This window comes from Lelliottia nimipressuralis (assembly GCF_004402045.1).
GTDB classification, from domain to species: domain Bacteria; phylum Pseudomonadota; class Gammaproteobacteria; order Enterobacterales; family Enterobacteriaceae; genus Enterobacter; species Enterobacter chinensis.
Map to the genome: position 1 here is coordinate 97,856 of NZ_SOMG01000014.1, position 24,176 is coordinate 122,031.

Consider the following 24,176-nt stretch of genomic DNA (forward strand, 5'->3'; position numbering starts at 1 on the left):
TGGGATCTTGCCGGGTGGCGCTACGCTTACCCGGCCTACAAAACCTTGTAGGCCCGTGCAAGCGCAGCGCCGCCGGGCGAAACAAACGACGCTCTACTAGAACCACGCCTCCCACATCGCGCCGACGTTGAAGTCGTCCAGCGTTTCGTCTTTGGTGCCGTTCACGCGCGCGGTGCGTTCGTTATCCACTTTGCCGCCGGTCACGTAGAAGCGCAGCATCGGACGGAACTCCGGCCCCATGGCGATAGACATGTTCTGCGACAGGGTCAGCTTCCAGCCTTTGTTATCGCCGCCGTTGTCATAATCAACATGCTGCCAGCCCGCTTCCAGCCAGGTGGAGTGAACGTCGTTCCACCAGTGCATCGGGCGCACGATGGCGTTGTAGTTCTTACGGTTATCGGTTTTATCGCGGCTGTTGTCGTAGTCGTGGAAGGCGAGGATGTACTCCACCTGCGTGGCCTGGGTGAATTTGTACAGCCCTTCGAAGCTGGCGTAGACCGTGGTCAGATCCTCGGTTTTGTTGAACACGCTGTTGTCCGCGTTATCAGAGTAACGGGCGATCACCTTGTTCACGCCGCTGTCATTGGTGTGGCTCAGCACCACGCCGCCCTGCCAGGCGTTCAGACGCTCGTCGCTATCAACGGCTTTGGAGTCAAAGCCGTAGTTGGCATACAGCTCCATGTCGATGGGGCCGAGCTTCATGCCGTGAATTTTTGAGGTGGCGGCGTAGTTGCCTTTGTCGCCCGTGCCGGAACCGCCGGTACAGGTGATGCGCGACGGGTTCGCTTCGTCTTCCATCACTTCCGGGCTACAGGATTCCACCGCCGCCACGGTGGCGACGTCAAACTGCACGCCGCCGATATCGAAGTTCTTCACCCCGGCGCCCTGGCCGTCGTGGTTCATCCAGAAGTAATCGTTGATGCCCTGCTGCGGACGCTGGTGGAAGTCACGGCCGGCCCAGAAGTAGGCGTTCGGGTTGGAGGCCATAATGTTGGTCACCCCGGCGTAGGCCTTTTTCAGGTTAACTTCGTCGCCCCAGTGGTCGATCATCACGTTGATGTCCCAGATGGCGCCGTTTTCACCCTTAAAGGCTTTGGATAGCTGGAATTCCCCGCCGTTGCCTTCGTTACCGAGACGACCAATGGCGGACGCGCCGTTATAGGAACCGTCTACCGCTACGTATTTCTGATCGGCCGCCTGGAAGTGCGCTCCGTAGCGGGCGTAGCCGGTAAACTTAATGCCGAATGGAATCGCCATATCCGGCGATTGCGCCGCGCTTTGCGGCTCGGTCACCACGTCGGCTTTTTTCGCGACGGCGGCATCCATTTTGGCCTGACGCTCAGCCAGCGCTTTGTCCACCGCTTTTGCCACAATGGCGTCGATTTGCTCCTGCGTAAATTCTTGTGCGAGCACGGAAATTGGGCAAAGCGCGGCGATAACCGCCATGGTTAATGGAAGTTTTTTAATCGTATTCATGGTTATCTCAATATAGTTTAGTTTTATTCAGACAATAACCATCCCGCTCCGATCTGACAGAATATGTCGCTATCATCAGAACAAGTGGAATTCTATTTAAGGTACAGAGGTATTACATTAACATTATTTCGCCATAGACTATCTCTGATATAAATGAATAATTTCTTCAGACAATTCACGCGCTAATAGCGAATTCATTAAATGATCCTGCGCGTGCACCATAATTAAGGTCATCGGCTGGCGGGCTTCACCCGCATCCTGCTCGATCAGTTTGGTCTGCATCTTGTGCGCCTGGCGCGCGTAGCCATCGGCTTCGCGCAGCAGGCTTTTGGCTTCGTCGATGTTGCCCTGACGCGCAGCGTGCAGTGCTTCAAAGCACAGGCTGCGCGACTGACCAGCATTGACGATGATTTCCATTACGGCTTCTTCTAAGGCAATCATCATCTCTTTCTCTATATCTCGAAACTATTATTCAAAGAGGTGGCAGCAAACCACTCTCCGCTCTTTTTAATGGTGCGCTGCTGCGTCTCTAAATCGAGCTGGATAAATCCGTAGCGATTTTTATACGCATTGCACCACGACCAGTTATCTATAAATGTCCACATATGGTAGCCAAGACAATTGCACCCTTCGCTAATACCTTTATGCAGCCAGGTTAAATGCCCGGAAATAAACTCGATGCGGTATTGATCGTTTATTTGGCCGTTCTCAATAAAGCGCTGCTCGTTTTCGACGCCCATGCCATTTTCAGAAATAAAGCAGCGTGGGTTGCCGTAATTATCGCGCAGGTTGACCAGAATATCGTAAATACCCGGCTCGTAGATTTCCCAGCCGCGGTACGGGTTCATCTTGCGGCCCGGCATCTCGTAGCTATCAAAGAACCACTCTGGCATAAACGGTGCCTGTGGGTTCACCGCGCTGTCGCGACACTTCACGCGACGCGGCTGATAGTAGTTAATGCCGAGCAGGTCGATTTTCCCTTCCGCAATCAGGAAACCGTCTTCCGGCTTGCAGGCGGGCAGCTGATCGTAGGATTTCAGTAACGCCACCAGGTCGGCCGGATACTCCCCGCGCAGCACCGGGTCGAGGAAGCTGCGGTTAAACATCAGATCCGCAACGTGCGCCGCTTTCACGTCAGCCGGGTTTTGCGACCGCGGGTAAGACGGGGTCAGGTTCAGCACGATGCCGATCTCACCCGCGTAATGTCCGGTGCGGTAAGCCTGAACGGCCTTCGCGTGGGCCAACACGGTGTGATACGCCACGGTAGCCGCCCGACGGAAATCCACCACGTTCGGATAGTGGAAGTCGTAGAGATAACCGCCCTCAACCGGGACAATCGGCTCGTTGAAGGTAAACCAGTGCAGCACGCGATCGCCAAACAGGTCGAAGCAAATCTGCGCATAGCGGGCGTAAGCGTCCACCACGTCGCGGTTTTCCCAGCCGCCGATTTCCTGCATCGCCATCGGCATGTCGAAATGGAACAGGGTGATAAACGGCGTGATGCCCTGTTCATTCAGCTCATCAATGACCTGATTGTAAAAATCGACTGCTTCCGGGTTCACTTCACCGATACCGTCGGGGATCAGGCGCGCCCAGCTAATCGAGGTACGAAAGCTGTTGTGGTTCAGCTGCTTTAACAGCTGAATATCCGTTTTCCAGTGCTGATAAAACGTGGAGGTCTGCTGCGGCCCCACGCCGTTGTGAAAACGGTTCGGCTCGCGGGCAAACCAGAAATCCCACGTGGTTTCACCCTCTCTTGCCCCTTCCGTCTGGAGAGCGGAGCTTGCGCTGCCCCACCAGAAGTTATCGGGAAATGCGTATTTCATGACTCTTCCTCTTTGACTTAATGGCTTGCTGTTTCAGCGGCACCGACGGTCGCCTGAGCTTTCTGCTCTTCGTTTTTGATGAGCGTACGCTCATAGGCACGCAGGAACGGCAGGTACATCAACGCTGACATCACCATACACACCAGGCACATCACCACCGGGCTTAGCGCCCAGTTGGCAGCCCACGAGGCACCAATCGGTGCGGGGGTGGTCCACGGCGTTAACGACACAACCTGTGCCAGCCAGCCGAGCTTCGTTGCGCCGTACGCCAGGCAGGCGTTTACCAGCGGAACAAACACGAACGGGATAAACAGCATCGGGTTCATGATGATCGGCGCGCCGAACAGAATCGGTTCGTTGATGTTAAAGAAGCTTGGCACAATGCCCATTTTTCCGATGGTACGTAAGTGCGTTGCGCGGCTGCGCAGCAGCAGGAAGGCCAGCGGCAGAGTAGAGCCCACGCCGCCGATCAGCAGGTAGTGATCCCAGAAGCCCTGCAGGTAGACGTGCGGCAGCGCGGCGCCTGCGGCCAGCGCCGCCTGGTTTGCCGACAGGTTTGCCATCCAGAACGGGTTCATGATGCCGGTGACAATCAGCGAGCCGTGGATACCGGCGAACCAGAAAATCTGGCACAGCAGCACGGAGAGCAGAATGGCTGGCAGAGAGTCCGACGCAGAGACCAGCGGCTCCAGCAGGTGCATAATCGCCTGCGGAATAATCATCCCGGTCTGCGCTTCAATGAACAGGTTTAGCGGATGCAGAGTGCCGATCACCACAATCACCGGGATCAGGATCTCAAACGAGCGCGCCACGCCGGTCGGCACTTCTTTTGGCAGGCGAATGGTCACGTTGTTCTGCTTCAGCCACGCGTAAACGCGGGTGGAGTAAATCGCGGTGATCAGTGCGGTGAAAATCCCCTGGCCGGACAGATACTGAGTGGAAATCTTACCGTCTGCATACGGTGCGGCCACCAGCAGGAAGGCCATAAAGGCCAGCAGGCCGGACATCACCGGGTCGAGGTTAAACTGACGCCCCAGGCTTGCCCCAATCCCCACCGAAATGAAGAAGGTCATCACGCCCATGCTGAGGTTAAACGGCAGCATCAGCTGCTCGCGGTAGGTCTGGGAGAAATCCAGCCAGCCGCGGGCAAAGCTGTTGGTGGTATCCGCCGAGAACGGCGGAAAGATAAACACCAGCATAAACGAGCCGATGATCATAAACGGCAGCGCGGCGGTAAAGCCGTCGCGGATTGCAATCACATACTTTTGCTGTCCAAGCTTTGCGGCCAGCGGGGTAATTGACTGCTCAATCACCGCGACCATTGATTGATATAACGAACTCATGTGAACACCTTTTAGTGTGCCGCTTCGATAAGCGACAGAGCATAGTCCAGTACTTTATCGCCGCGTTGCATGCCGTAATCCATCATATCGATGGGTTGCACCGGAATGCCTTGCGTCGCCGCCTTGTCTGAGAGTGTCTTTAACATGTATTTCACTTGCGGTCCGAGAAGGACGACCTGGTATTGCGGAAACTGCGTATCAAATTCGGAAACACCGTACGCATCTATCTTCACCGGCAAACCACGTTCTTTCGCGACATCGACCATTTTGCTGACCAGCAGGCTGGTGGACATCCCGGCAGAGCAGCACAGCATAATCTTGAACATCGACAACCATCCTCTAAATGTAAAAAGTTATTGCGAGGATGATTGGACATTATACGGAAACCGGTTTCCATTCATAAAAGACAGAAGTGTGACAACCATCAAGATCCCTTACTTATGAGGCTAATTAACCGGATGCATGTCACAGAATTTGGCTGTTTTGACATCATTTTGAGTGGAAACGGAAAATCGGTTTCCATGAAAAACGGAAACGGATATACTCCGTTCTGGCTATAATGTGAGCCGAAGCGGTCATGGAATTTGCAGGCGAAAGGTAAGCCTGTCAGGGGAAAGAGATGTCGACAATCAATGATGTATCACGTCTTGCCGGGGTGTCTAAAGCCACGGTATCGCGAGTGTTGAGTGGGTCGCGTGGCGTAAAGGAAGCCAGCCGTCAGGCCGTTCTGAAGGCCGTGGATGAACTTAACTACCGCCCAAATGTGATTGCGCAGTCGCTGCTGAGCCAGTCGACGGGCTGTATCGGGGTCATTTGCGCGCAGGAAAACATTAACCAGACCACCGGTTATCTCTACGCGCTGGAAAAACAGCTCAGCCAGCATCAAAAACACCTGCTGCTGCGCTTCGCGCATAGCAAAGCGGAAGTGATGCACGCCCTTGAAGAACTCTCCTGCGGGCTCTGTGATGACATCCTGGTGATTGGCGCACGTTTTCCGCTGGACGTCGATATGGACAACGTCATCCTGGTTGACTGTATGGAGTCTGATAATTCCAACAGCATCCAGTTCGATCACGCCTTTGCCGCCGAAACCGCCTGTAACTACCTGACCAGCCAGGGTCGACGCCAGATTGCCCTCATCCACCCGCACGGCAGCGGTTTTGCTGACCAGGTTCTGCTTGGCTACAAACACGCGCTGGAGAAAAATTTCCTGCCCTTTAATCGCAACCTTGTTTTTATGGACGCGACCTCCTCATCCGTTGCGCTACAGGAGCTGCTGAATAACGCCAGCACGCTGAATTTCAACGCGTTACTGGTGGCGGACGAGCAGGAAGCCCAGCGGGTGATCCCGCAGCTTCAGGCGTTCAATAAATCCGTGCCGGACGACATTATGATCTTCAGCCTTGCCGGATCGCTGCACCTGCCGGGTATTCCGGTGATCCCGGCTATTGAATATTCAATGGATGCAATGGCAGCGCGTATCGTGAGCTGGCTGACGGAAAAAACGCAGATGCTCGGGTCCTACGTTCTGCGCGGGGATTTGATTATTCCGGATGTGCGTAAGCGTTAAAAATGTTGTGTAGGCCGGGTAAGGCGCAGCCGCCACCCGGCGAGAAGCACGTTTCCAGCCCTCAATAATCTTCCATACAATCCACCTGGCCAATCGCTGCCCAGTAGGCGTCCAGGTTGTCGCGCTTGACGGCGGTAATGGCGTTTTTGATCAGCAGCTGATTGGCCTCAGATGACAAAATCATCTCCTGCCAGGCCTTATCGCTCTGTTTTTTCTGTGGCGTACAGGTTTTCTTCACATCTCTAAGAACCTGTTGCTTGATTTGCGCCTCTTTCGCCGGGTCGTCCTTTTCCTGAGCATGGACAAACGCAGCGAAGAGCAGACAAACCAGCAGGCAGACCAGGTGCGCAGCTTTCATCGAAACCCCCTTTAAGAGACACATGCTTCCCATGAAATATATCGTTACATTCAGTGTAGCGACGCCATCCGAAAGTATGAATTTTCTCCAGAAAATATCTGTGAGATAGTCAAACCGCACACAAAAACAGGGAGAACGCTATGCAACTGAGTATTACCAATACGGTTACGGAGCAGGAAAAAGAAGAGTTATTCGTGGGATTAAGGGCCTACAACGCGCAGTTTTTGGATATGGCGACCTTTAGCGGCGATATTGGTGTGTACGTACGAGATGAAAAAGGCGTGATGCTGGGCGGGTTAATCGGCGTGCGAAAAGGCGACTGGCTGAATATTGATTATCTGTGGGTGAGCGACACCGTGCGGGGTAGCGGCGTTGGCAGCCAGCTCATCAAAACGGCGGAAGATGAAGCCAGACGTAAAGGCTGCAAGCACGCGCTGGTGGATACCGCCAGCTTCCAGGCGCGTCCGTTTTATGAAAAACAGGGGTATCAGCTGCAGATGTCTTTGCAGGATTACCCCTATGCGGGTATGCAGAGACACTATCTGGCGAAAGCCCTTTAAGCCCGGTTCTGTCATTAGGCATCGAGATTCATCGCCCGGTGGCGCTACGCTTACCGGGCCTACACTTCCCCCGTCATGTAGGCCGGGTAAGCGCAGCGCCACCCGGCAACAGACCGCATATAACTTATCCTTCTTATTGATTCGTTTTCGGTTTTTATTTCACCATCTCGTTGTCGATATAGTCTCTACAACATTCATCAAAAGGAACTGTCTTGTGAAACGTCGATTGGGTGCTCTGGTTCTCGCGGGTCTGCTGCTGGCAGGATGCGATCAAAGTGGCAGCGATGCCAAACACATTAAAGTCGGCGTCATCAATGGCGCTGAACAGGACGTGGCGGAAGTCGCCAAAAAAGTGGCAAAAGAGAAATATGGCCTCGATGTGGAGCTGGTGGGGTTCAGTGGTTCGCTGCTGCCTAACGATGCCACCAACCAGGGTGAACTGGATGCCAACGTCTTCCAGCATCGCCCGTTCCTCGCAGAAGATAACAAGGCGCATAACTATAAACTGGTTGCCGTGGCGAACACCTTCGTCTTCCCGATGGCGGGCTATTCCCGCAAAATTAAATCCGTGACCGAACTGAAGGACGGAGCGACCATTGCCATTCCAAACGATCCAACCAACCTTGGTCGCGCGCTGCTGCTGCTGCAAAAAGAGAAGCTCATTACCCTGAAGCCAGACACCGGTCTGCTGCCAACTGCGCTGGATATTACCGCCAATCCTAAACACCTGAACATTATGGAGCTGGAAGGCGCACAGCTGCCGCGCGTGCTGGATGACCCGAAAGTGGACGTCGCCATTATCAGCACCACCTATATTCAGCAAACCGGGCTGTCGCCGGTACATGACAGCGTCTTTATTGAAGATAAAAACTCGCCGTACGTGAACATTGTGGTCACGCGCGAAGACAACAAAGAAGCGCAAAACGTGAAGGCGTTTATCCAGTCTTATCAGTCGCCTGAAGTGGCAAAAGCGGCTGAAACGATCTTTAACGGCGGGGCGGTACCGGGCTGGTAACGCCACCGGCTTTTACGTCGTCACGGTGGCGTCTATCCGGCTTTCCGGCCAGAGAAAACCCTGGCCAAACCGGGCGCCCGACGCGCGGGCTCGCTGCAGATCCTGCGCGGTTTCAATCCCTTCAACGACGACAGCCCTGGCAATCTTATCTCGGACGAAGTGAACGAGTTCGTCAAACCGGCCAGCGGTGTTGAGCTCTGAGCGGTCAAGTTTGATGCCGTCAACCGGCAGGGCAAGTCGCGCATAATCGTCTGCCAGCTCGTAAGTCAGGTCGTCCAGCCAGATTTTCCAGCCCGCCGCTTTAAGCCGATGCAGGTTTTTATGAATGCTGCGTTGCTCTGCGGTACTCATGCGGGTCAGGGTTAGCGGGTCCTGAATCTCAATCGTTAAGCGTTGCTGGTGACGTAGCGCAAGCAACAGATCGATGGACCTGGGGTCAAGCAGCTGATCTGTCGGAAAATTAAGCCAGTACTGGCCTTTGTCCTGTCTCTGTAACAGCGTCTTAGCCTGCCAGAAAAAGATTTGCAGCGCACACCGGGTGGGCAGCGAAGCGAACAGCACATCAAGATTGACGTTGTGGATCTCCACAAGAACCTCATGCGCCACGGCCTGGCCGGAATGAAAATCCACTAAAGGCTGAAACCGAAGCCCCGTGATGGTATGCAGCATGGGAGAGGGAAGAACGGTGTACATGACGAGGCCCTGAGAAAAAAAAGGTTCCCGCGGATGCGGGAACAAAGGCAAACGACACACGGTCGAGAAGTTAATTCAGGATCCAGCGAATGCTCTGATAGAACGAGGGTCCCCGGACGGCCTTGAGCTTATTCATGGCGTTGTTTTTGTAGAAGTAGACCAGCCTGACGTTGCAGCCCAGCTGGCGGGCAATCTGCTTGGTTTTCAGATTACATGAGTAACCCCGAAGCACGCTGGCCTCCTCATTAGAGAGTCTTGCAGGGCGCTGTCGCGTCGTAATACTGACGTTGTAATGGTTTAATGCCTTTGGCGTCTGGCTCATCAGGATTTGCCACATCGCCTTGATATCCCCCAGCGAAACACGCTTATTGATGATCCCATCCACATGCTTAAACTTCAGAAAACCAGCGGATAACGAATAGATATATATCCTCGCTTCAGGCTGTATTTCTTTCATGCGCAGAATGTCTTCATTTGGCGTGATCATAAAATTGCCGGTATTTAGCGGATCGTAAATCACGATGTCCCACACCCGTTCGCTGAGAAGAAAGTCTTCAATATTGCTAAACCCATGGAAAATAACATCCCGATGCTCGTCAGGTTCGCGGTTGCCAAGATATTGCAGGCCAATCATTGTGAATTCGCAACTATCAACAACCGCCACATATATTTTTTCTTTCATGGTCATTCTCCTTTAGCTGAGCACCAGATCCCTGTAAGCGAAAAAGTCATTCGAATGTAGTCGTCACCCATTAATGTGTGGTGGGATGATGCGTAAAATGTATGCCAGAGGAACATAACGAGTAAAGGGAATGTTTTTTATTAGAGGGAAATAAAATTCAAAAAATATTTTAATGTCAGAACCAATGTCTTTAATCTTCTAATAATATTGCAAACAGATTTTTATTCTGAAAAATAGCGAAAATTAAGATTTGGTCTGGTGCAAAGTGGCTGTGAAGGTCGATTTTTGTGGGGGGTATGGCTCTTTCGGTCCCGAAAATCTTTACCCTGGGCTAGTGTTTTTCCCCGCTGCAGATTTTTATCGCCATAGCCGTTAAAATCCTGGAGGGAATAAGTTGTGAGCGTGATTTTATTAAATTACTATCACTCTTCTTTATTCGTGTTAGCAATGAAATAATATGAATTATACTGAATTAACCGTCAGGATCCTTGTGTTTTATCGAGTCAATATTCTGCAGGAGATGATAAGCGATGCGCTACAGAAATTACTGCCTGAATATTCCCTGCACATAACGATAGTTGAATCAACAGAGCAGCTCTTTGATGCGATTATCGATCGCCAGGTTGATATTATGATAACCGAGTTCAGTTATCTGTTTAATCATAAGGCGTGGGGAGTGCAAACCAGTAACAGGCTTAATACGTTGTGTCATACGCATAACGTAAAGCGTGTGCTGTTTGTTCCGGAATTACAGTACGGTTTATTAAAAAAAGTGCTGGAGATGAAGTATGAGCTGACACTTTCTCTGCAGGATGCGCCCGGGGAGTTAAAAACTGAATTGCGGGCGCTGCTGACGACAGAAGACGTTAAGCCGCGGATCTCATCTTTTCTGAAGGGGATGATGCGCGCCGGCGCGCGATCGCGTTCGGTGCTATCCGCCAGGGAATGGGAGGTTCTTCATCTTATTGTGGAAGGCTATACGGTGACCGAAATTGCCCACCTGCGAAGCCGCTCTGCCAGTACCATCGCCACCCAAAAGCACAATGCGATGAAGAAGCTCAACCTCGCCAACCACAGTGAACTGATCAAGTACCTGCAGATGGCGGGGAAAATCGGGAATTAAGCGAGAATGTCTCATGATTGCGTATTACGGGTAGATAATATTCAGCGTGGCCGAGGTATTCAGCTTGCCCTGGCTGACCTTCGCCGGTGCCCAGACATAATACGACGCCGCCATTGGCAGGGTGAAGGTCTTGCTCAATGCCTCGCCCGCCGCCACGCTAAACAGCAGCGTGGCGCTCCCCCGGCTGGTGGTCGAGGTTGAGAAGACGACCGGCAGCTGCGGGTTGTTCCTCTGAATCAGCCGCAGGCCAACGCCCTGCGCGGCGCTGCTGCTGGTGTCGACCAGCACGGAACTGTCGGTCGACAGCAGTTGGGTGCTGGAGAGGAACATCTCAATCGACCGGTCAGAACTCCCGTTCGTCGCCAGATTCTGGCAGCTCATATTGAGCGTAAAGGGGGTCAGCCCTGGCTGAGCAGAGGCACTCAGTTGGGGAATACCGAGCGTAGGCAAATGAACCGTCAGCCCCGCGTTATCGAACGAGCAGGTCGTCAGCTTCGGCGCATATTTGATGGTCATCGGCTGACCAAACATATCGCGGTTATCGTATGGCCACTTAAAGCCGTTAAACAGCCACTGCACAATTTTCACCAGCTGGTTTATCGGCCAGGTAACGATCTCCCAGAACGACATGCCGCTCATATCGCTGACGAAAAGCACATCGCTCATGGTCGCCGTGTCGCCCGTGAGCGTGGTGCCGCTCTGGTTAACCAGCGTAAAGCGTACGGTAAACGGCGTATTCAGCTCAGAGGCCGTATGGTTACCGCCCGCGGTCAGCGTTTTGTTGGGTTGCGTGCTGGTGATCTCCGCCCGCACCCTATATTTATCGTTGCTGAAGCCCAGAATGGTGGCGTACTTACTGTCGGTCGAGAGGATCGGCGTGTAGGAAAACTCGCTGTTGCCGGTTGAACAGTTAAACGAGCCGCTGTACTGGGTGCTGAAGCTCCCGGTCCAGGTCGGTGTGGCCGGCGTCAGCTTATCCGACAGGTCGATGCCGATCGGCGGGCCATAGGAGATACCGCCCCCGGAACAGGTGGCATAGCTTGCCCCGCTAATGCAGGCGAGAAACAGAAAGGTCAGTAACCGTATCATGTTGATGTTCCGTTAGTTATGGCAAACAGAGGACGGGCTTTCCAGTCCCCACGCCGGAGTGGCGATAGTGCAGTTTCCGCCACGCAAATGAACGTTAAGCTCGCGTGGTGGTTGTTCCGCGCGGATATAGAGCACGCTGGCCTGGCCGACATAACCTACCGACTCGCCGCGCTCATTCAGCACTTCGGTGCCAAACGGCAGCGGCGCACCGTCTGGACGGCTGGCGCGAAGCATCCAGGACTGGCGTTGGTCGGTGTCGAAGCGGATGTAGTTCACTGCGCCATCGTATGGGGCGACGTTAGCGATGTTGCCGCGCACTTCCGCCCCACGGCTGTTCGCCGTTTCGGACAGGGTGATGGCGTTTTTACGGTACGGCGTGGCATAGGGAACCAGCGCCACGCCATCACGGTTGGTCACGATGCTTTCGTCGCCGTTGACCATCAGCCCTTCAGCCTGTGGAGCATCCACAATCGTCATGGTGGTGCCGGTTTCGTTCGAGGCAAGCAGATGCCACGGCACGGCCACCAGGCTGCCGCGCCCGTTCAGCCCGGTCTGGCGGTAGTCGGAGGATTCACTATATGAGCCGCCCAGCGTGGCGAAGTTTGCACGGTATGCGGTGTTCACGCTCGCCGTGTTGTTCCCGCCCCGGGCATTGCTGCCGGAGAGCGTATAGCTCAGGCGGTTCGACTCCAGCGCGTTGCCGCTCATGCTGATATTGCTCTGTTCGTAATGCGAATCGCTGGCCGTCAGGCTGGAGGTGATCCACGCGTTATTATCAAATAGCGAGAACGGCAGGCTGAGGGAGAGGTAAAAACGCGTCTCTTCTTCACGCTCGCTGTTGCGCACCCGGCTGGCGGAGACGGTATAGCTGGCCCGGCCGATAGCGTTGGAGTAGCCGGCCTGATATTCGCGCGAGGTTTGCCCGGAATTCCAGTAGTCGCGCTGCGTGCCGGAGATAAATACCGTGCCCCAATTATTGAGCAGCCGCTGGTTCAGGTTCAGGGTGAAGGTATTTTTAGGCTGCGCGGCGCGCAGGGCATCCCAGGTGCTCATAGTCATCTCCGGGGCGACCCCGAAGCGATCCTCATACTCGTTATACTGCGCTTTCAGGCGTTGATACCCGTCCCGGGAGTAGAGCGCGTCGCTAAAGCTGTAATAGCCTTTTGTGGAATAACGGTAGGCCGCCAGCGTGAAGTTGGTGGCAGTGGTATCGATAAACTTACTGTACGACACGCGAAAGCTTTGGCCGCTGTCGGTTCTGTCCTGCAGCGTCGTCTTTGCATGGGTGACGTCAACGGAGACCGCGCCGAACGGCAAGTTCCAGCCGGTGCCGATAAGCCCGGCCTGATAATCGTCGCTCACGATCGTGCCGGTATAACCTGTCATCAGGTTATTAAAGCCATAGCGCAGCGTGGCCTGCAGGAAGGCCGGTTCCGCCTCAAGGGTGTTCTGATGGACTTTACCGGCGACCACGCTGTACTCGCTCACGCCTTCTTTAAGCATACCGGGCACGGCAGAGAAGGGCACCGTGAAGGATTGCTGCGAGCCGTCGGCTTCACGCACGACCACCAGCAGGTCGCCGGCCGACCCGGTAGGTTGAATACTGTCAAGGGTAAACTGTCCCGGCGGAACGTTTTCCTGATAGATGACGTTACCGTTCTGGATCACTTTGACCAGGGCGTTGGTGCGCGCCACCCCGTGCACTACCGGCGAAAAGCCTTGCTGCGAGTTGGGACGCATTTTTATATCTGACGCCAGCGAGACGCCGCGCACGCGCAGGGAATCAAACAGATCGCCCGGAATATAAAAGTCACCCAGCGTCAGGTTGGATTTCAGCGCCGCCAGCGGGCGGCGCAGGTAACGGGTGTTGTTCTGCCAGCTGCTGTCGCCGCTCGCGGATTTGCGCCAGGTGCTGCTGTCGCGAAACTGCCAGCCCAGCAGGTTGGCTCCGGAATCCAGTCCGGCGTAAAAATCGTCATTGGTCTCTTTCGCTGAGCCTTTCGTCCGCGTGTTGTACCAGGTGGTGTTCCAGGAGAGCATGAGCGCCGGGATCCCTTCATCCCAGAACTGGGGGGCAACATAGCCCTCTTCCGTGTGCAACACGGCCGCCTGCGGCACGGTGAGCGCCAGGCTCAGGGTGCCGGTATCCGTTTTCACCTCGCCACCCTGAACGAGATCGTGCAGTTGCACCTGTCCCTGAGCAATGGCGGGCGCCGGGATCGCTTTGGTGTTGATCCCCAGCATCAGGGCATCTTTCCACGCAAGGCGAACGTCATCCTGTTGTTCGCCATAGGTCACCGTATAGCGTCCTTTCCAGTCCCCGTTGACGTAAATATCCATCTCCTGCGGGCCGGCAGGCATGGCGTTGTTTTCGTAAAAGCGTGACAGATCGGACTCACCGGATGCGCCAGCAAGCAGGGAGGTATCAAACGATACCGCCCCCGATTTATGCGAAAGCAGAAGCGAGCAGACAGCCAGCATGCAGAGCCTGTTTTGTTTCAATTTCATGGTGAGTCTTTCCGGTCACTGGCTGATGAGCGTGCGGGTTTTGTAAGCACCCAAATCGTCCACATACATCAGCTGGTAGGTTTGGCCGCGTTTCACCGCGTTTTTCGTCGCAACGGTGAGCTGACCGAATGGCGATACCATCGGTGATTCCTGCAGTAATTTGGTTTTGCCCTGGGAAATATTGGCGACCGTAATATGGAAAGGACTCTCATTTACGATGCGAAACTGTTTTCCGCTGGCAATCAGCGTCAGTTTTCCCGTCGCGTCATCCAGCGTGCCGGTTAACGCGGCCGGGCGATAAAACAGTTTGATGCGTGATTTAATCGCCAGCTGAACGGTATTCTGGTTTTGCACATTTTCCGGCTTCGGGGGAATATCGAGCACGTTCAGGAAAAAGACCGATTCACGATCGCCCGGTAAATTCGCAGGCAGCTTTTTAATACGCAGTTGCTGACCATTATGTTCGCTGACCTTCACTACCGGCGGTGATAACAGAAACGGAACGTTTGCCGTTTCCGGTGTGGAATTAATGTCGCCGTCATCAATCCATGATTGCACCAGTGCAGGGGCATCACCCGTATTGATTAACTGAACAATCACCTCTTTGTTATTCTCAGGGTAAAGAACACGCGTGCCATTAATGACAATATTGGCGCACGCGTGGCCCGCGCTGAGCAACAGAGATGCCAGCATAATAATCTTACGCATAATGGTAACCTTAAAAACAGGCTTCGCAGGAACGAAGCCTGTTTAACTGAAATTACAGATAGGAAATGGTGTACGTCACGTTAGAGCTCAATGCACCGACCGTTGCGGCAGCGGCGTTGGTTTTATAGTAATAAACGTCCAGCGTCAGCGTTTCAGAATCTGGCGCTGTTGCGGTACCCATAATGCTGGTGGTGTAAGCCTGATTAAGCGTAACAGGCGTTGATTTACCCGGTTCCACTAATGCGAAACCTACGTTACGCGCCACGCTGGCATCGTTTTCATTTACGCTGTTATTCAGCAGGTATTTACCGTCGGTAGAAATATTATCGGCGCTGGAGAAGTACACTTTCAGCGGCGTGCCGGTCGTACCCGCTGCTGGCGTACAGCCGGAGAAGGTTAACGCAATAGATTTTTTATTTTTAGTAATCAGGCCAACCGTCGTTCCGGCATCCTTAACCGAAATTGGTGAGAGGGCGACGGTCATATCGGCGCTTTTACCGCCATTAATCGTACAGGTGGTATCGGTAATGGCTCCGGTAAAGTTAATTACGCCACCTGCTGAGTTATCGGCGGCAATCGCGTGAGTAGATGCAATGGCTGCGCCAAGCACAGATACGGTCATGATCGTTTTGAACATGATAAACTCCATAATGTTTTGTTTTATATAAAAAAGAATGTTTCCCGGCTGCGCAACACACTGTTACCGGCTAACGCGCATAGCGACCTGAGTACGAGCCTTGACGATATTATGTTGCATCAAAAAGACACATAACAAAACATTATTCCGGTAAACTCAATATAATAAGATTATAATCTTGATATAATATTTTTTTAAAGATCATAATCTAAACGCCTTCATTCGAAGCTCTTAATTAATGAATTAATAATTGTGAATTTATGAAATTTTCTATGCCGCATCCTCAAATAATATTTGATGACTTGACCACACACCCTTTAGACCTATTATTGCGAGACAAATACAGTCGTTTATAACAGTGGTGTAATAATCATATGAAGTATCTTATTGATCTCGCAATGCTTTATGAAGTGGACTCCGGTGTGATCATGATAAATGGAGAAGAGGAATCTTCAATTAAGTTATCCAATCAGGCGGCACGTTTGTTATATGAACTCATCATTAATAATGGCAAAACCCTCGACAGGGACGACCTGATTAAGAAAGTCTGGGAAGACCACGGTTTTTCCGGTTCCTCGGTCAGTCTTAATGTTGCCATCAGTGAAATCAGGAAAGCCTTTCGTAGTTTAGGACGTGACCCTCTGCTGATTAAGACCATTCGGGGTAAAGGTTTTAGCCTGGCCGCGCATATTGAGCATCACACGGTGAGGCCACCCGTTTCTGCCCCGGAGAAAATCGCGGCGGAGGCATCCGATGTTGTGACTCAACAGCGAGACCCGCCAGCACGCCTGCGTCGTCGGGACAGCGGCTTTACCACGCTGTGCGTGATGGCGCTGGTCGCCATTGCCGGTATTACGGCACTTCTTTTCTATCAAAACATGCGCGTGACCGAACGCCCGAAAGAGTCCGATATCCATCTGCTGGGCAAAATTGATCGCTGTACGGTTTATCTTATCGATAAGAATATGTATCAGTCGCAACAGACCTGGTTTAGCCTGGCCAAAGAGGCCATTACACGTCAACAAATAGACTGCGAACATCAAACCGCTGATGCGTATTATTCAAAATTTAAAAAGTCACAACTGGAAAATGATTTCCTGGCTGTCTGTTATCGGCAGGATAGCGGCGATGGCTATAAAAATTGCATCTCTTACAGAAGCCTGACAGGGAGTTAAGAACATGTCAAAGAGATACCTGAGTATATTATTGAGCGGGGTACTGCTGCTTGCTGTTATCGCCATTGTCCTGTTTTATCCTGAAAAAAACCAGGAGAAAGGATTTGGCTGTCAGTCTGATACCATTTCCAGGAAAACCTATTCAACGGGAGAGACAACCGGTCTGTCATTAACGACGCTGCTTCTGTTTAATAGCAAAGATATGATCACGGTGATCCATAAAGGCGTATTCACTCGCGGAGGCAAGCGCTATTTAATTGAACGCAACTATGTGCTTAATGTTGAGAAAGTTGCGGGGAGTGATATTTACTATATTAAAGGAAAAAAGCTGCACAAATCTGAGGATGATGTTGCACCGGATGGTATTGTCAATGAACTGCTGCTGGATGGTATCGACTTCTTTTATGTTACCCAAGTGAAGAGTCGTGTCTGGCTAATTAAAGGGCTGGTATTGCCTATAATGATGTGCGTGGCCGTGCCGACATCCTGATATTCTGCAAAATAATAAGAATAGATGTTTGTCTATTAATCAAAAAGTCTCAATTTTATTCATTATGTAACAACAAGATGCAAAAGCATTCTGTTATTTTTCATCTTTTCCTGTGAGGGGAATGAAATTTTCTGTATTGCCTCATTATTTTTGGGGTGACTATACTCCGCCTCGAAAAAGGGGCTCCCCTTTTTTAAACATCTGGATTCTTTTTTGAAGGACTAAATAAATGAATAAACTGAACGCTATCGTTCTGGGCTCACTGCTGTCTCTTTCCGCCCTGAGCGCTGTTAATGCAGCGGAAACTACCGCTTCTGCAACCTGGCAGGCTTCTGCAACGAAAGACAGCGATTCCGATCTGGTTGTTACGCCGACGCGTGCACTGAACTTCGTTTACAGCGCAAACACGAAAGCTTTTAACACCGACACCGGTCTGTTTGATGTGGTAATTCGTGGTGACCACTCTTCTGCTACCAACTTCAAACTGGAAGCGATCGTTGATGACTCTGACAACACCCTGTTCAGCGTTGGCGGCGAAACAACCAAACTGAAAGTGGGCGCGCGCTTTGGCGGTACCGATCTGGGTTCCATCGGTGGCACTGTGGGTGCGAAATCAACAGCATGGACTACGCTGGTTGACTCTTCAAACAACACTGGCGTCTCTTCTGGCCTGTGGAACCTGACCACCAGCGCAGGCGCAACGGCGAATACCGAAGTGACCGGCCAGGACAAATTTGTGTTCTACGTCGATTCTGCACAGGACAACACCGGTGCAACGAAAGCGTTCAAAGACCTGACCAACAGCCTGTGGGAAGGTACTGTATCCGTTGCGTTCCGCGCAACCTGGAGCTAAGAGCTGACAGTCACAGGGGCGTAAGCCCCTGTTTAGGGAAATATCATGTTTAGCCTTAAACCCATCTTCTTCTCTTTATTATTTATCTCCTCCTCCGCGCTGGCGATTAATGTTGGCAAAGTCACCACCATTATTCCTGCCAATGCGGACTCCATCGCCAAGGAATTAAAAAACGAAGCGGATAGCGTGCGCATTATTTCCATCAGCGCCCAGCGTATCAGCAGCCCGATGGATGAAGGCGTGGTGATTAATCCGGAGAAAATAGACGAACTGTTGCTGACGCCTACCCGCATGGTCATGCCCGCCGGGACCAGCAATATCGTCAAATTTTACTACCACGGTAAGGCCGATGACCGGGAGCGCTATTACCGCATTACCTTCATTGATGAAGGGGTCAGCGAAGATCTCGATAACGGCACGCAAAAGAATGGCAAAGGGATGACCCGCGCCGTGGTGAGCACCATTCTGGTGGTACAGCCCCGGAAGAAGAACGTCGATTTTGTCTACGTAGCCGGAAAGATAACCAATAAAGGCAATACCGCGTTTCGCGTTAATGCGAGCGGGACATGCCTGAAACCCAACCCGGAATCACCGACCACACCGTGCGTTAAAAACTTTTACCTGATGCCGGGTACCTCTCGCGCGATCGACGATATCAACGTTACGGACAACCATTTTCATCTCGGAATTTGGGACCTGAAACAGTTCATTCCTGTTAAGTAAGGATGCATGGTGAAAAATAAATTAGTGTTGCCGGTGATGATGGCGTGCGCATCCGGCCTTTTGCCCGCGTCTGCGCATGCTGCCTCCAGCTCCGTGGTTATCGCTAATTACCGTTTTCCCGACTCGCTCTATGCCCTGCTGGAGCAGGGGATCAAAATCCCGGTTTATTTGGTCAATACCCGCCCGAATGCAACGCAAAAGGCGGGCAGCGCAAATGATGTTAGCGAATATGTCCGTATTGGCGACGTGACGATCTACGCGAAAGATCGGCAACTCGGGCTGCGCGATGTTCAGGTCCAGGAGTCAGACAACGGTATTCGTCTGTCGAAAGCGATGCGGACGTTGCTGCAAAGCATCAACGGCAAGCAGTTTGACGACCACATGCGTATTCCGGTGAACGCCGGGTCGGCGTTCGAACTGGATCAGAAAAAGATGCGCCTGTTGCTGAACCTCTCTCAACGTGATTACGGGGTGAATATTCGCCCGCGTGAAGTGGATATTGATGCCCCTGAATCAGACGACCTGAGCGGCACGCTCTCCTATAACCTCGGCGCGTATCATACCGAGACCGGCTACGGCGATAGCTGGTCTTCCGGCTATCTCAACGCCAAAAGCTGGATCTCGATGGGGGTCGATCACCTGCTGGTCGATGGCTCAGGCTATGTTAACGAGAACAGCAGCGACACCCAGATGAACGCGGTGATGTGGGAACGCGACTATCAGGGCATGCGCTACGCCGCCGGGATGCTGAACGGCTGGGCGATGCAGTCTCTGGCCAGCGTCAGCGGTATCTCAGGCGGGGAAGTGTACGGCGTGTCGGTGGGCAACCAGGCTAACTCGCGCAAGCGGGACAATACCCTCTCCCTGACGCCAGTGGTGGTCTATTTCCCGACCGCCGGGGAAGCGCGCATTCGTCGTGACGGCCAGCTTATCGGCATTCAGCGCTTTGACGTGGGCAACCACGAAATCGATACCAGCGCGCTGCCCTACGGTATCTACAGCGTGGAAGTCGAGGTGGTCAGCGGTAGCCGCACCGTGTCGCGCAGCATGTACACGGTGAACAAACCTTTCAGCAATAACGTGTCGGAGGCGCTGCGCTGGCAGACGTGGGGCGGTATTTATAGCCGCGACAAATCCGTCGTCAATTATAAAAAGTACGCCAAACGGAAAAACGAGCAGGACAACAGCTACTACTACGATTACGACACTAAACACAAAGACACCATGTCGCTGGTCGGCACCTCCTTCAGCAAGCGCAGCGGGATGGTCGACTGGAACGCGTCCGGCTATATGATGCGCGAGCACGTGGTCAGCGAACTGTGGGCCTCCCTGAACCTGACCGGGTATTTCTCGGTAAATACCCAGACGATGGCCGCCTCTGACGGCACGTACCGCGCCAACTACGGGGCTAACGTCAGCCTGCCGTGGAATATCGGTTCGGTCTGGTACTCGCATGAGCAGCTCTCCAGCGGCAAATTCCTCGATATCTATGAAAACAAAGGCAACACGTGGGGCGCGTCGTTCAGCCTGCCGTCGTTCGGTCTGCCGTCTGCCGGGAACCTGAGCCTGATGCGGCAGGAAGACGACGTATACCGCTACAAACGCTATCAGATTGACTACTCCCAGGGGCTGTACGCCGGTCGTTACGGCACGGCGCGCCTGCGGGTGGGAATGTCGCGCAATAAATACGAGGGTTATTACGAAGAGAAAGACCGCTACGTGATGCTCGACTTCGCCATCCCGCTGGGTAACACCGTCTCCGTGGGCGTTTCCCATAACCGCGATACCGGCACGGCGCTCAACGTCAGCGCCAGCCGCCAGTTCGAAGGGGATTACCTGAAGTCGGTCACCGCCAACGTCTCGCGGGCCTTCAGCAGCAACCAGGATCGCACCGTGAGCGGCGGGGGCAGCGTGAGCTTCGACACGCCGTGGAACAGCAACATTCTTAGCGTGCAGAGCGGCACCAGCAAAGGCTGGAACTCCACGCTGACCAGTGACGGCAGCGTCGGCTGGTCGAAAGAGGCGATTGCGGCGGGTAAAGGTACCGACAGCGCGGGGGTGATTGTCAGTACCGGGCTGAAATCCGACGAGTCGCTCACGCTGAAGCTCAACGGTCGTACGGAGCGGATTAAGGGCGATAAAACCTGGCTGTCGTTGCCGGCCTATCAGGCCTATGACCTTGAGGTGATGAACAGTGAAACCGGCACCGAAAGCTATGACATTGGCGCGAATGCCCGTCGTCATATCACGGTCTACCCGGGGAACACGGTGGTGATGAAGCCGCAGGTGAAAAAAATCGTCACCCTGTTTGGTCGCCTTGTTGATGCCAACGGTAATCCGGTGAGCGCCACGCAAATCAAAAACCACGTTGGGCTGACCCGCACCGAAAACGACGGTCGCTTCGTGATTGACGTGGACAAGAACAATCCGGTTCTCAGCATTGCCACACCGGACAACAGCGTCTGCGAGGTGCGTCTGGATATCGAGTCCAACCGCGGCGCGCTGTGGCTTGGAGACATCTCCTGCGATAAGGGCGATTTCGTCTGGCAGGAAGCAAAAGGAACACGGGAACGTGACGATGAAAAAAATATTCGCTCTTAATCTGCTGCTGATAAGCGCGGCGGCGCAGGCGCAGCAGATGCCCTATTTCGCCATCAACAACCCGGATAACAACGGGACGGGCAACACGGCTGCGCTGTTCAGCCTGAACAGCACCTCGACCGCGTTTTTACATGGCTCGCGGGAGTGGCCAACCCTGAGCGCCAAAACCAACAACGGGATTGCCACGTATATTCCGGATAACAGCTATAACGGCCCTGCGGGCAGCGCGCTGACCATCAACTTCAGCGTCACCGGCTCCAGCGCCTCGCCGTTCTTTAAGGGCACCGCGTGCTCTTCAAGCTGCGGCACCACGGGCTATACCGCAACGACCAGCTATACCGACACCTCAATGGTGGTGAAGCCCCCGGTCGTTGAGCCGGGCAGCTCTTATGGCCGCTGGGTGCTGGGGGATCCGTTCTTTAACTATCTGCTCAATGCGGCCCCCGGCAACGAGGTGACCATTACCTCCACGCCGCAGACCTCCTCTATCAATAAGGTGACCACCACCAACACGCTGCACAAGGTGGGGACGTTGACCATGACCAACTCGCGGGCGCTGGATCTGGGGATAGACCCGATCAGCGGCGAGGTCACGATTGTGGATGGAACAACCGGGGCGACCTGTACCAAATACACCCGTAATACGGTGTCGGGCGTGCTCTGCTCGCTGCTGGAATATACTTTCGTCGGAGAAGATATCACCGGCTATAGCCCGGGCCTGGCGCTGACGTCATCCCGCGTTAACGGCGTGCTGCAGTCGCACATGAGCGGCGGAACGGGTCTGTCGGCGGAAATCACCTTTGATGAGAGTAACTGGTACAGCATCTCGGGCGGCATTATGAGCGATACCCGCGTGCTGGCGAATACCTTCCTCGCTGCGCCGCAAAAAAACGGCGGCAAGGCCTACCTTAAAATCTTTTTACCGAAGGCGCTGATTTTGAGCGTGGCGCAGGCGGGAGATGGCAGCAACATTGGCAATATTGTCAGCCTGTGCCTGACGCCGGGCAACAGTTCGCTGGCGGCGGATTTCTGCTTCCAGCCGGGTGGGGGACTGGTCATTAACCCTATCCAGCCAGGACTTGCGATTGTGCCGGATAGCCCGGACTACACGCTCGACCCTAACGGCCTTGGCGGCTCCGGAAAAGGGACAATTGGCGAGGCGCCGATTGAGATCCCCTACACCATTACCTACAGCGGCGCGCAGAAAGACGCGGCGATCGCGGTAACGGTGAAGGTCACCGGGCCGACGCAGAGCCTGAACGGCGTGGACTACTGCGCCTTTAGCGGCAACGGCTTCACCGTGCCGATACCCGGCAATGTGCTGGTGGGCAAAAGCCACACGCTGAAGGCGCATAACTGCAAAGGCGACGTGCTGTCCATTCCTGCCCCCGCCAGCCATGCGGAAGAGTGGGACAAAATAAGCTCAGGGGTGACGGACATGTGGCTGTGGAAAACGCCGCTGGTATTGCAGTTTGTGATGAATAACCCGGTCTCGAAAACCACCTATGACGGTAATAGCTGGTTTGGTGAAGTCACGGCGCAGGGGCGAATTGACGTCAGCGCTTCCTGGAATTAAATGATGATGACTGGAAAATTCCTGGCTATTTTTGCAATAAATTACTTCATTTCTGCAAGCGCAAATGCTTTAATTATTGAAAGCCTAAATATTGATTTTCTACCCGAAAAAGAAGTTGTTTTTCAGCCAATAAAAAACGATACCAGCGTCCGACAGAATTATACTGTTTCGCTTATTCAGGTCGATGTTCCTAAAGAGCACGGGAAAGAGACTGAAATAAAAGATGGCGAGGTGATGTTCTCGCCGAAACAGTTAACCCTGGAGAGCGGCGGGCAGGCCGGTTTTAAGTTTTATTACACCGGCCCGCACGATAGCAAGGAGCGCTATTATCGCGTTAAATTCACCGAGACGCCGCTCCAGGCGCGGGTTGTGATGAGCAAAGGCCAACGCATTCAGTCGGATGTGGTGGTTTCGCTTGAGGCTATTTTAATTGTCCGGCCATGGACAAGACATTTTGATTATGCGTTTAGCAACGGGGTGGTGAGTAATACCGGGAATACCTGGTTTAAATATGTTTCCTCGCAAGGATGTAGCTCACAATATAATGATTCAAAATATCTTCCGCCGGGTCAACGGCTGGAAATAGATAATTACGCGCAGCCCGCAAGGCGGATGATTATTTACGGAAATAAAATCATTCCGCTTTCAAGCTGCCCGTAACAACCGCTTTCCTTCATAAAAGGAAATTAACCTTTGGCGCAAGCTGAAGATTTACAACTACAGGAGAATAAAATGAAAGCGATTTCATTCGTAGAAGCGAAAGACATTATCGGTGGGGCATTAAACCCATTCGCTGGCCTCGTTAAGGGCGCACAGCTGGGTTACGACACCGGTGCAGGCATCATGGGTATGGTAGGTGGTGTGGCTGGTGGAATTCTGGGTGGCGTAATGGGCTTCCTGGGTGCGCTGGTTGGCAGCTACAACTAATTCAGATTAACAGGAAGACAATCATGCAAGTTATCGATTTCAAAAAAGCACAGGCCATCATCGGTGGTTGGGATCCGTTCGCTGCTGCCATTCAGGGCGCGAGCGCAGGTTATAACGCAGGCAGCCAGATGTTAGGCGCGCTGGGCGGCACCGTCGGTGGTGTGTTTGGCTTGCTGGGCGGCTTCATCGGCGGCTTCTTCAGCGCATAAGTTGTTGACCTATGCACCTATGGCCCGCTTGCCG

25 protein-coding genes are annotated in these 24,176 nt (G+C 53.3%); 13 read left to right on the forward strand and 12 right to left on the reverse strand.

The window, feature by feature from the left end; genetic code table 11:
- Positions 1-96: 96 nt before the first annotated feature.
- The 5 genes from E3U32_RS07620 to E3U32_RS07640 all read right to left on the reverse strand — a co-directional run bounded on the left by E3U32_RS07620 (position 97) and on the right by E3U32_RS07640 (position 4,971).
- On the reverse strand, positions 97-1,476 hold the full coding sequence (locus E3U32_RS07620; protein ID WP_134348286.1) for a carbohydrate porin: 1,380 nt from the start codon (positions 1,474-1,476) through the stop codon (positions 97-99).
- Between the two features lie 138 nt (positions 1,477-1,614).
- Positions 1,615-1,917, reverse strand: coding sequence for a PTS lactose/cellobiose transporter subunit IIA (locus tag E3U32_RS07625; RefSeq protein ID WP_008500136.1), 303 nt, complete (start codon positions 1,915-1,917; stop codon positions 1,615-1,617).
- A gap of 11 nt (positions 1,918-1,928) precedes the next feature.
- Complete coding sequence (locus tag E3U32_RS07630; protein WP_134348287.1) at positions 1,929-3,302, reverse strand: glycoside hydrolase family 1 protein; 1,374 nt, start codon at positions 3,300-3,302, stop codon at positions 1,929-1,931.
- A 17-nt stretch (positions 3,303-3,319) separates the two neighbouring features.
- Entirely contained in the window at positions 3,320-4,645 is a 1,326-nt protein-coding gene (locus tag E3U32_RS07635; RefSeq protein WP_134348288.1) for a PTS sugar transporter subunit IIC, read from the reverse strand.
- Between the two features lie 11 nt (positions 4,646-4,656).
- Positions 4,657-4,971, reverse strand: a complete 315-nt coding sequence (locus tag E3U32_RS07640) for a PTS sugar transporter subunit IIB (RefSeq protein WP_010426508.1) — start codon at positions 4,969-4,971, stop codon at positions 4,657-4,659.
- A gap of 293 nt (positions 4,972-5,264) precedes the next feature.
- On the opposite strand from E3U32_RS07640, the gene E3U32_RS07645 reads away from it, so the two are divergent.
- On the forward strand, positions 5,265-6,215 hold the full coding sequence (locus E3U32_RS07645; protein WP_134348289.1) for a LacI family DNA-binding transcriptional regulator: 951 nt from the start codon (positions 5,265-5,267) through the stop codon (positions 6,213-6,215).
- Between the two features lie 61 nt (positions 6,216-6,276).
- Here the strand turns inward: E3U32_RS07645 and E3U32_RS07650 are convergent, their stop codons facing one another.
- Entirely contained in the window at positions 6,277-6,627 is a 351-nt protein-coding gene (locus E3U32_RS07650) for a YicS family protein (RefSeq protein ID WP_346417722.1), read from the reverse strand.
- Between the two features lie 86 nt (positions 6,628-6,713).
- Here E3U32_RS07650 and E3U32_RS07655 point away from each other — a divergent pair, with 86 nt between their 5' ends.
- Both E3U32_RS07655 and nlpA read left to right on the forward strand, forming a co-directional pair.
- On the forward strand, positions 6,714-7,133 hold the full coding sequence (locus E3U32_RS07655) for a GNAT family N-acetyltransferase (protein ID WP_134348290.1): 420 nt from the start codon (positions 6,714-6,716) through the stop codon (positions 7,131-7,133).
- A gap of 196 nt (positions 7,134-7,329) precedes the next feature.
- On the forward strand, positions 7,330-8,148 hold the full coding sequence (gene nlpA / locus E3U32_RS07660; protein ID WP_208527907.1) for a lipoprotein NlpA: 819 nt from the start codon (positions 7,330-7,332) through the stop codon (positions 8,146-8,148).
- A 12-nt stretch (positions 8,149-8,160) separates the two neighbouring features.
- Here the strand turns inward: nlpA and E3U32_RS07665 are convergent, their stop codons facing one another.
- Entirely contained in the window at positions 8,161-8,841 is a 681-nt protein-coding gene (locus E3U32_RS07665) for an EAL domain-containing protein (protein ID WP_134348292.1), read from the reverse strand.
- 70 nt (positions 8,842-8,911) lie between these two features.
- A complete protein-coding gene (locus tag E3U32_RS07670; protein ID WP_134348293.1) occupies positions 8,912-9,523 on the reverse strand; it encodes a helix-turn-helix transcriptional regulator in 612 nt (203 codons plus the stop codon).
- 490 nt (positions 9,524-10,013) lie between these two features.
- On the opposite strand from E3U32_RS07670, the gene E3U32_RS07675 reads away from it, so the two are divergent.
- Positions 10,014-10,646: a LuxR C-terminal-related transcriptional regulator gene (locus tag E3U32_RS07675; RefSeq protein WP_286164239.1), complete on the forward strand. Its 633-nt coding sequence runs from the start codon at positions 10,014-10,016 to the stop codon at positions 10,644-10,646.
- A 24-nt stretch (positions 10,647-10,670) separates the two neighbouring features.
- Here the strand turns inward: E3U32_RS07675 and E3U32_RS07680 are convergent, their stop codons facing one another.
- From E3U32_RS07680 to E3U32_RS07695, 4 genes are read right to left on the reverse strand one after another with little or no spacing between them, the layout of a single operon-like run.
- Positions 10,671-11,735, reverse strand: a complete 1,065-nt coding sequence (locus E3U32_RS07680) for a fimbrial protein (protein WP_134348295.1) — start codon at positions 11,733-11,735, stop codon at positions 10,671-10,673.
- A gap of 12 nt (positions 11,736-11,747) precedes the next feature.
- Positions 11,748-14,243, reverse strand: coding sequence for a fimbria/pilus outer membrane usher protein (locus E3U32_RS07685; RefSeq protein WP_134348296.1), 2,496 nt, complete (start codon positions 14,241-14,243; stop codon positions 11,748-11,750).
- Between the two features lie 15 nt (positions 14,244-14,258).
- Complete coding sequence (locus E3U32_RS07690) at positions 14,259-14,951, reverse strand: fimbrial biogenesis chaperone (RefSeq protein ID WP_134348297.1); 693 nt, start codon at positions 14,949-14,951, stop codon at positions 14,259-14,261.
- Between the two features lie 52 nt (positions 14,952-15,003).
- Complete coding sequence (locus tag E3U32_RS07695) at positions 15,004-15,588, reverse strand: fimbrial protein (RefSeq protein WP_134348298.1); 585 nt, start codon at positions 15,586-15,588, stop codon at positions 15,004-15,006.
- A gap of 374 nt (positions 15,589-15,962) precedes the next feature.
- On the opposite strand from E3U32_RS07695, the gene E3U32_RS07700 reads away from it, so the two are divergent.
- The 9 genes from E3U32_RS07700 to E3U32_RS07740 all read left to right on the forward strand — a co-directional run bounded on the left by E3U32_RS07700 (position 15,963) and on the right by E3U32_RS07740 (position 24,142).
- Positions 15,963-16,763 carry a transcriptional regulator gene (locus E3U32_RS07700; protein WP_134348299.1) on the forward strand — a complete coding sequence of 267 codons (801 nt, stop codon included), beginning with the start codon at positions 15,963-15,965 and terminating at the stop codon, positions 16,761-16,763.
- Positions 16,764-16,767: 4 nt separating this feature from the next.
- The gene (locus E3U32_RS07705; protein ID WP_134348300.1) at positions 16,768-17,253 is read left to right on the forward strand and encodes a hypothetical protein; all 486 of its coding nucleotides are present in this window, start codon (positions 16,768-16,770) and stop codon (positions 17,251-17,253) included.
- 229 nt (positions 17,254-17,482) lie between these two features.
- Positions 17,483-18,106: a common pilus major fimbrillin subunit EcpA gene (locus tag E3U32_RS07710; RefSeq protein ID WP_134348301.1), complete on the forward strand. Its 624-nt coding sequence runs from the start codon at positions 17,483-17,485 to the stop codon at positions 18,104-18,106.
- A 45-nt stretch (positions 18,107-18,151) separates the two neighbouring features.
- Positions 18,152-18,829 (forward strand): fimbria/pilus periplasmic chaperone, encoded by a 678-nt coding sequence (locus E3U32_RS07715; protein ID WP_134348302.1) that lies wholly within the window; start codon positions 18,152-18,154, stop codon positions 18,827-18,829.
- A 6-nt stretch (positions 18,830-18,835) separates the two neighbouring features.
- Complete coding sequence (locus E3U32_RS07720; protein WP_134348303.1) at positions 18,836-21,430, forward strand: CS1-pili formation C-terminal domain-containing protein; 2,595 nt, start codon at positions 18,836-18,838, stop codon at positions 21,428-21,430.
- Positions 21,408-23,006 carry a receptor gene (locus tag E3U32_RS07725; RefSeq protein ID WP_134348304.1) on the forward strand — a complete coding sequence of 533 codons (1,599 nt, stop codon included), beginning with the start codon at positions 21,408-21,410 and terminating at the stop codon, positions 23,004-23,006. The genes E3U32_RS07720 and E3U32_RS07725 overlap by 23 nt, the downstream gene beginning before the upstream one ends.
- Entirely contained in the window at positions 23,007-23,666 is a 660-nt protein-coding gene (locus tag E3U32_RS07730; protein ID WP_286164240.1) for a hypothetical protein, read from the forward strand.
- 72 nt (positions 23,667-23,738) lie between these two features.
- Positions 23,739-23,933, forward strand: a complete 195-nt coding sequence (locus E3U32_RS07735; protein WP_134348305.1) for a hypothetical protein — start codon at positions 23,739-23,741, stop codon at positions 23,931-23,933.
- A gap of 23 nt (positions 23,934-23,956) precedes the next feature.
- Positions 23,957-24,142, forward strand: a complete 186-nt coding sequence (locus E3U32_RS07740; RefSeq protein WP_134348306.1) for a hypothetical protein — start codon at positions 23,957-23,959, stop codon at positions 24,140-24,142.
- Positions 24,143-24,176: the final 34 nt, after the last annotated feature.

Coding starts and splice junctions, on each gene's coding strand:
- E3U32_RS07700 (WP_134348299.1), top strand. CDS start 15,963: ATGAAGTATCTTATTGATCTCGCAATGCTTTATGAAGTGGACTCCGGT.
- E3U32_RS07705 (WP_134348300.1), top strand. CDS start 16,768: ATGTCAAAGAGATACCTGAGTATATTATTGAGCGGGGTACTGCTGCTT.
- E3U32_RS07710 (WP_134348301.1), top strand. CDS start 17,483: ATGAATAAACTGAACGCTATCGTTCTGGGCTCACTGCTGTCTCTTTCC.
- E3U32_RS07620 (WP_134348286.1), bottom strand. CDS start 1,476: ATGAATACGATTAAAAAACTTCCATTAACCATGGCGGTTATCGCCGCG.
- E3U32_RS07635 (WP_134348288.1), bottom strand. CDS start 4,645: ATGAGTTCGTTATATCAATCAATGGTCGCGGTGATTGAGCAGTCAATT.
- E3U32_RS07725 (WP_134348304.1), top strand. CDS start 21,408: ATGAAAAAAATATTCGCTCTTAATCTGCTGCTGATAAGCGCGGCGGCG.
- E3U32_RS07720 (WP_134348303.1), top strand. CDS start 18,836: ATGGTGAAAAATAAATTAGTGTTGCCGGTGATGATGGCGTGCGCATCC.
- E3U32_RS07655 (WP_134348290.1), top strand. CDS start 6,714: ATGCAACTGAGTATTACCAATACGGTTACGGAGCAGGAAAAAGAAGAG.
- E3U32_RS07690 (WP_134348297.1), bottom strand. CDS start 14,951: ATGCGTAAGATTATTATGCTGGCATCTCTGTTGCTCAGCGCGGGCCAC.
- E3U32_RS07630 (WP_134348287.1), bottom strand. CDS start 3,302: ATGAAATACGCATTTCCCGATAACTTCTGGTGGGGCAGCGCAAGCTCC.
- E3U32_RS07715 (WP_134348302.1), top strand. CDS start 18,152: ATGTTTAGCCTTAAACCCATCTTCTTCTCTTTATTATTTATCTCCTCC.
- E3U32_RS07735 (WP_134348305.1), top strand. CDS start 23,739: ATGAAAGCGATTTCATTCGTAGAAGCGAAAGACATTATCGGTGGGGCA.
- E3U32_RS07740 (WP_134348306.1), top strand. CDS start 23,957: ATGCAAGTTATCGATTTCAAAAAAGCACAGGCCATCATCGGTGGTTGG.
- E3U32_RS07695 (WP_134348298.1), bottom strand. CDS start 15,588: ATGTTCAAAACGATCATGACCGTATCTGTGCTTGGCGCAGCCATTGCA.
- E3U32_RS07625 (WP_008500136.1), bottom strand. CDS start 1,917: ATGATTGCCTTAGAAGAAGCCGTAATGGAAATCATCGTCAATGCTGGT.
- E3U32_RS07730 (WP_286164240.1), top strand. CDS start 23,007: ATGATGATGACTGGAAAATTCCTGGCTATTTTTGCAATAAATTACTTC.
- E3U32_RS07670 (WP_134348293.1), bottom strand. CDS start 9,523: ATGAAAGAAAAAATATATGTGGCGGTTGTTGATAGTTGCGAATTCACA.
- E3U32_RS07640 (WP_010426508.1), bottom strand. CDS start 4,971: ATGTTCAAGATTATGCTGTGCTGCTCTGCCGGGATGTCCACCAGCCTG.
- E3U32_RS07685 (WP_134348296.1), bottom strand. CDS start 14,243: ATGAAATTGAAACAAAACAGGCTCTGCATGCTGGCTGTCTGCTCGCTT.
- E3U32_RS07665 (WP_134348292.1), bottom strand. CDS start 8,841: ATGTACACCGTTCTTCCCTCTCCCATGCTGCATACCATCACGGGGCTT.
- E3U32_RS07645 (WP_134348289.1), top strand. CDS start 5,265: ATGTCGACAATCAATGATGTATCACGTCTTGCCGGGGTGTCTAAAGCC.
- E3U32_RS07680 (WP_134348295.1), bottom strand. CDS start 11,735: ATGATACGGTTACTGACCTTTCTGTTTCTCGCCTGCATTAGCGGGGCA.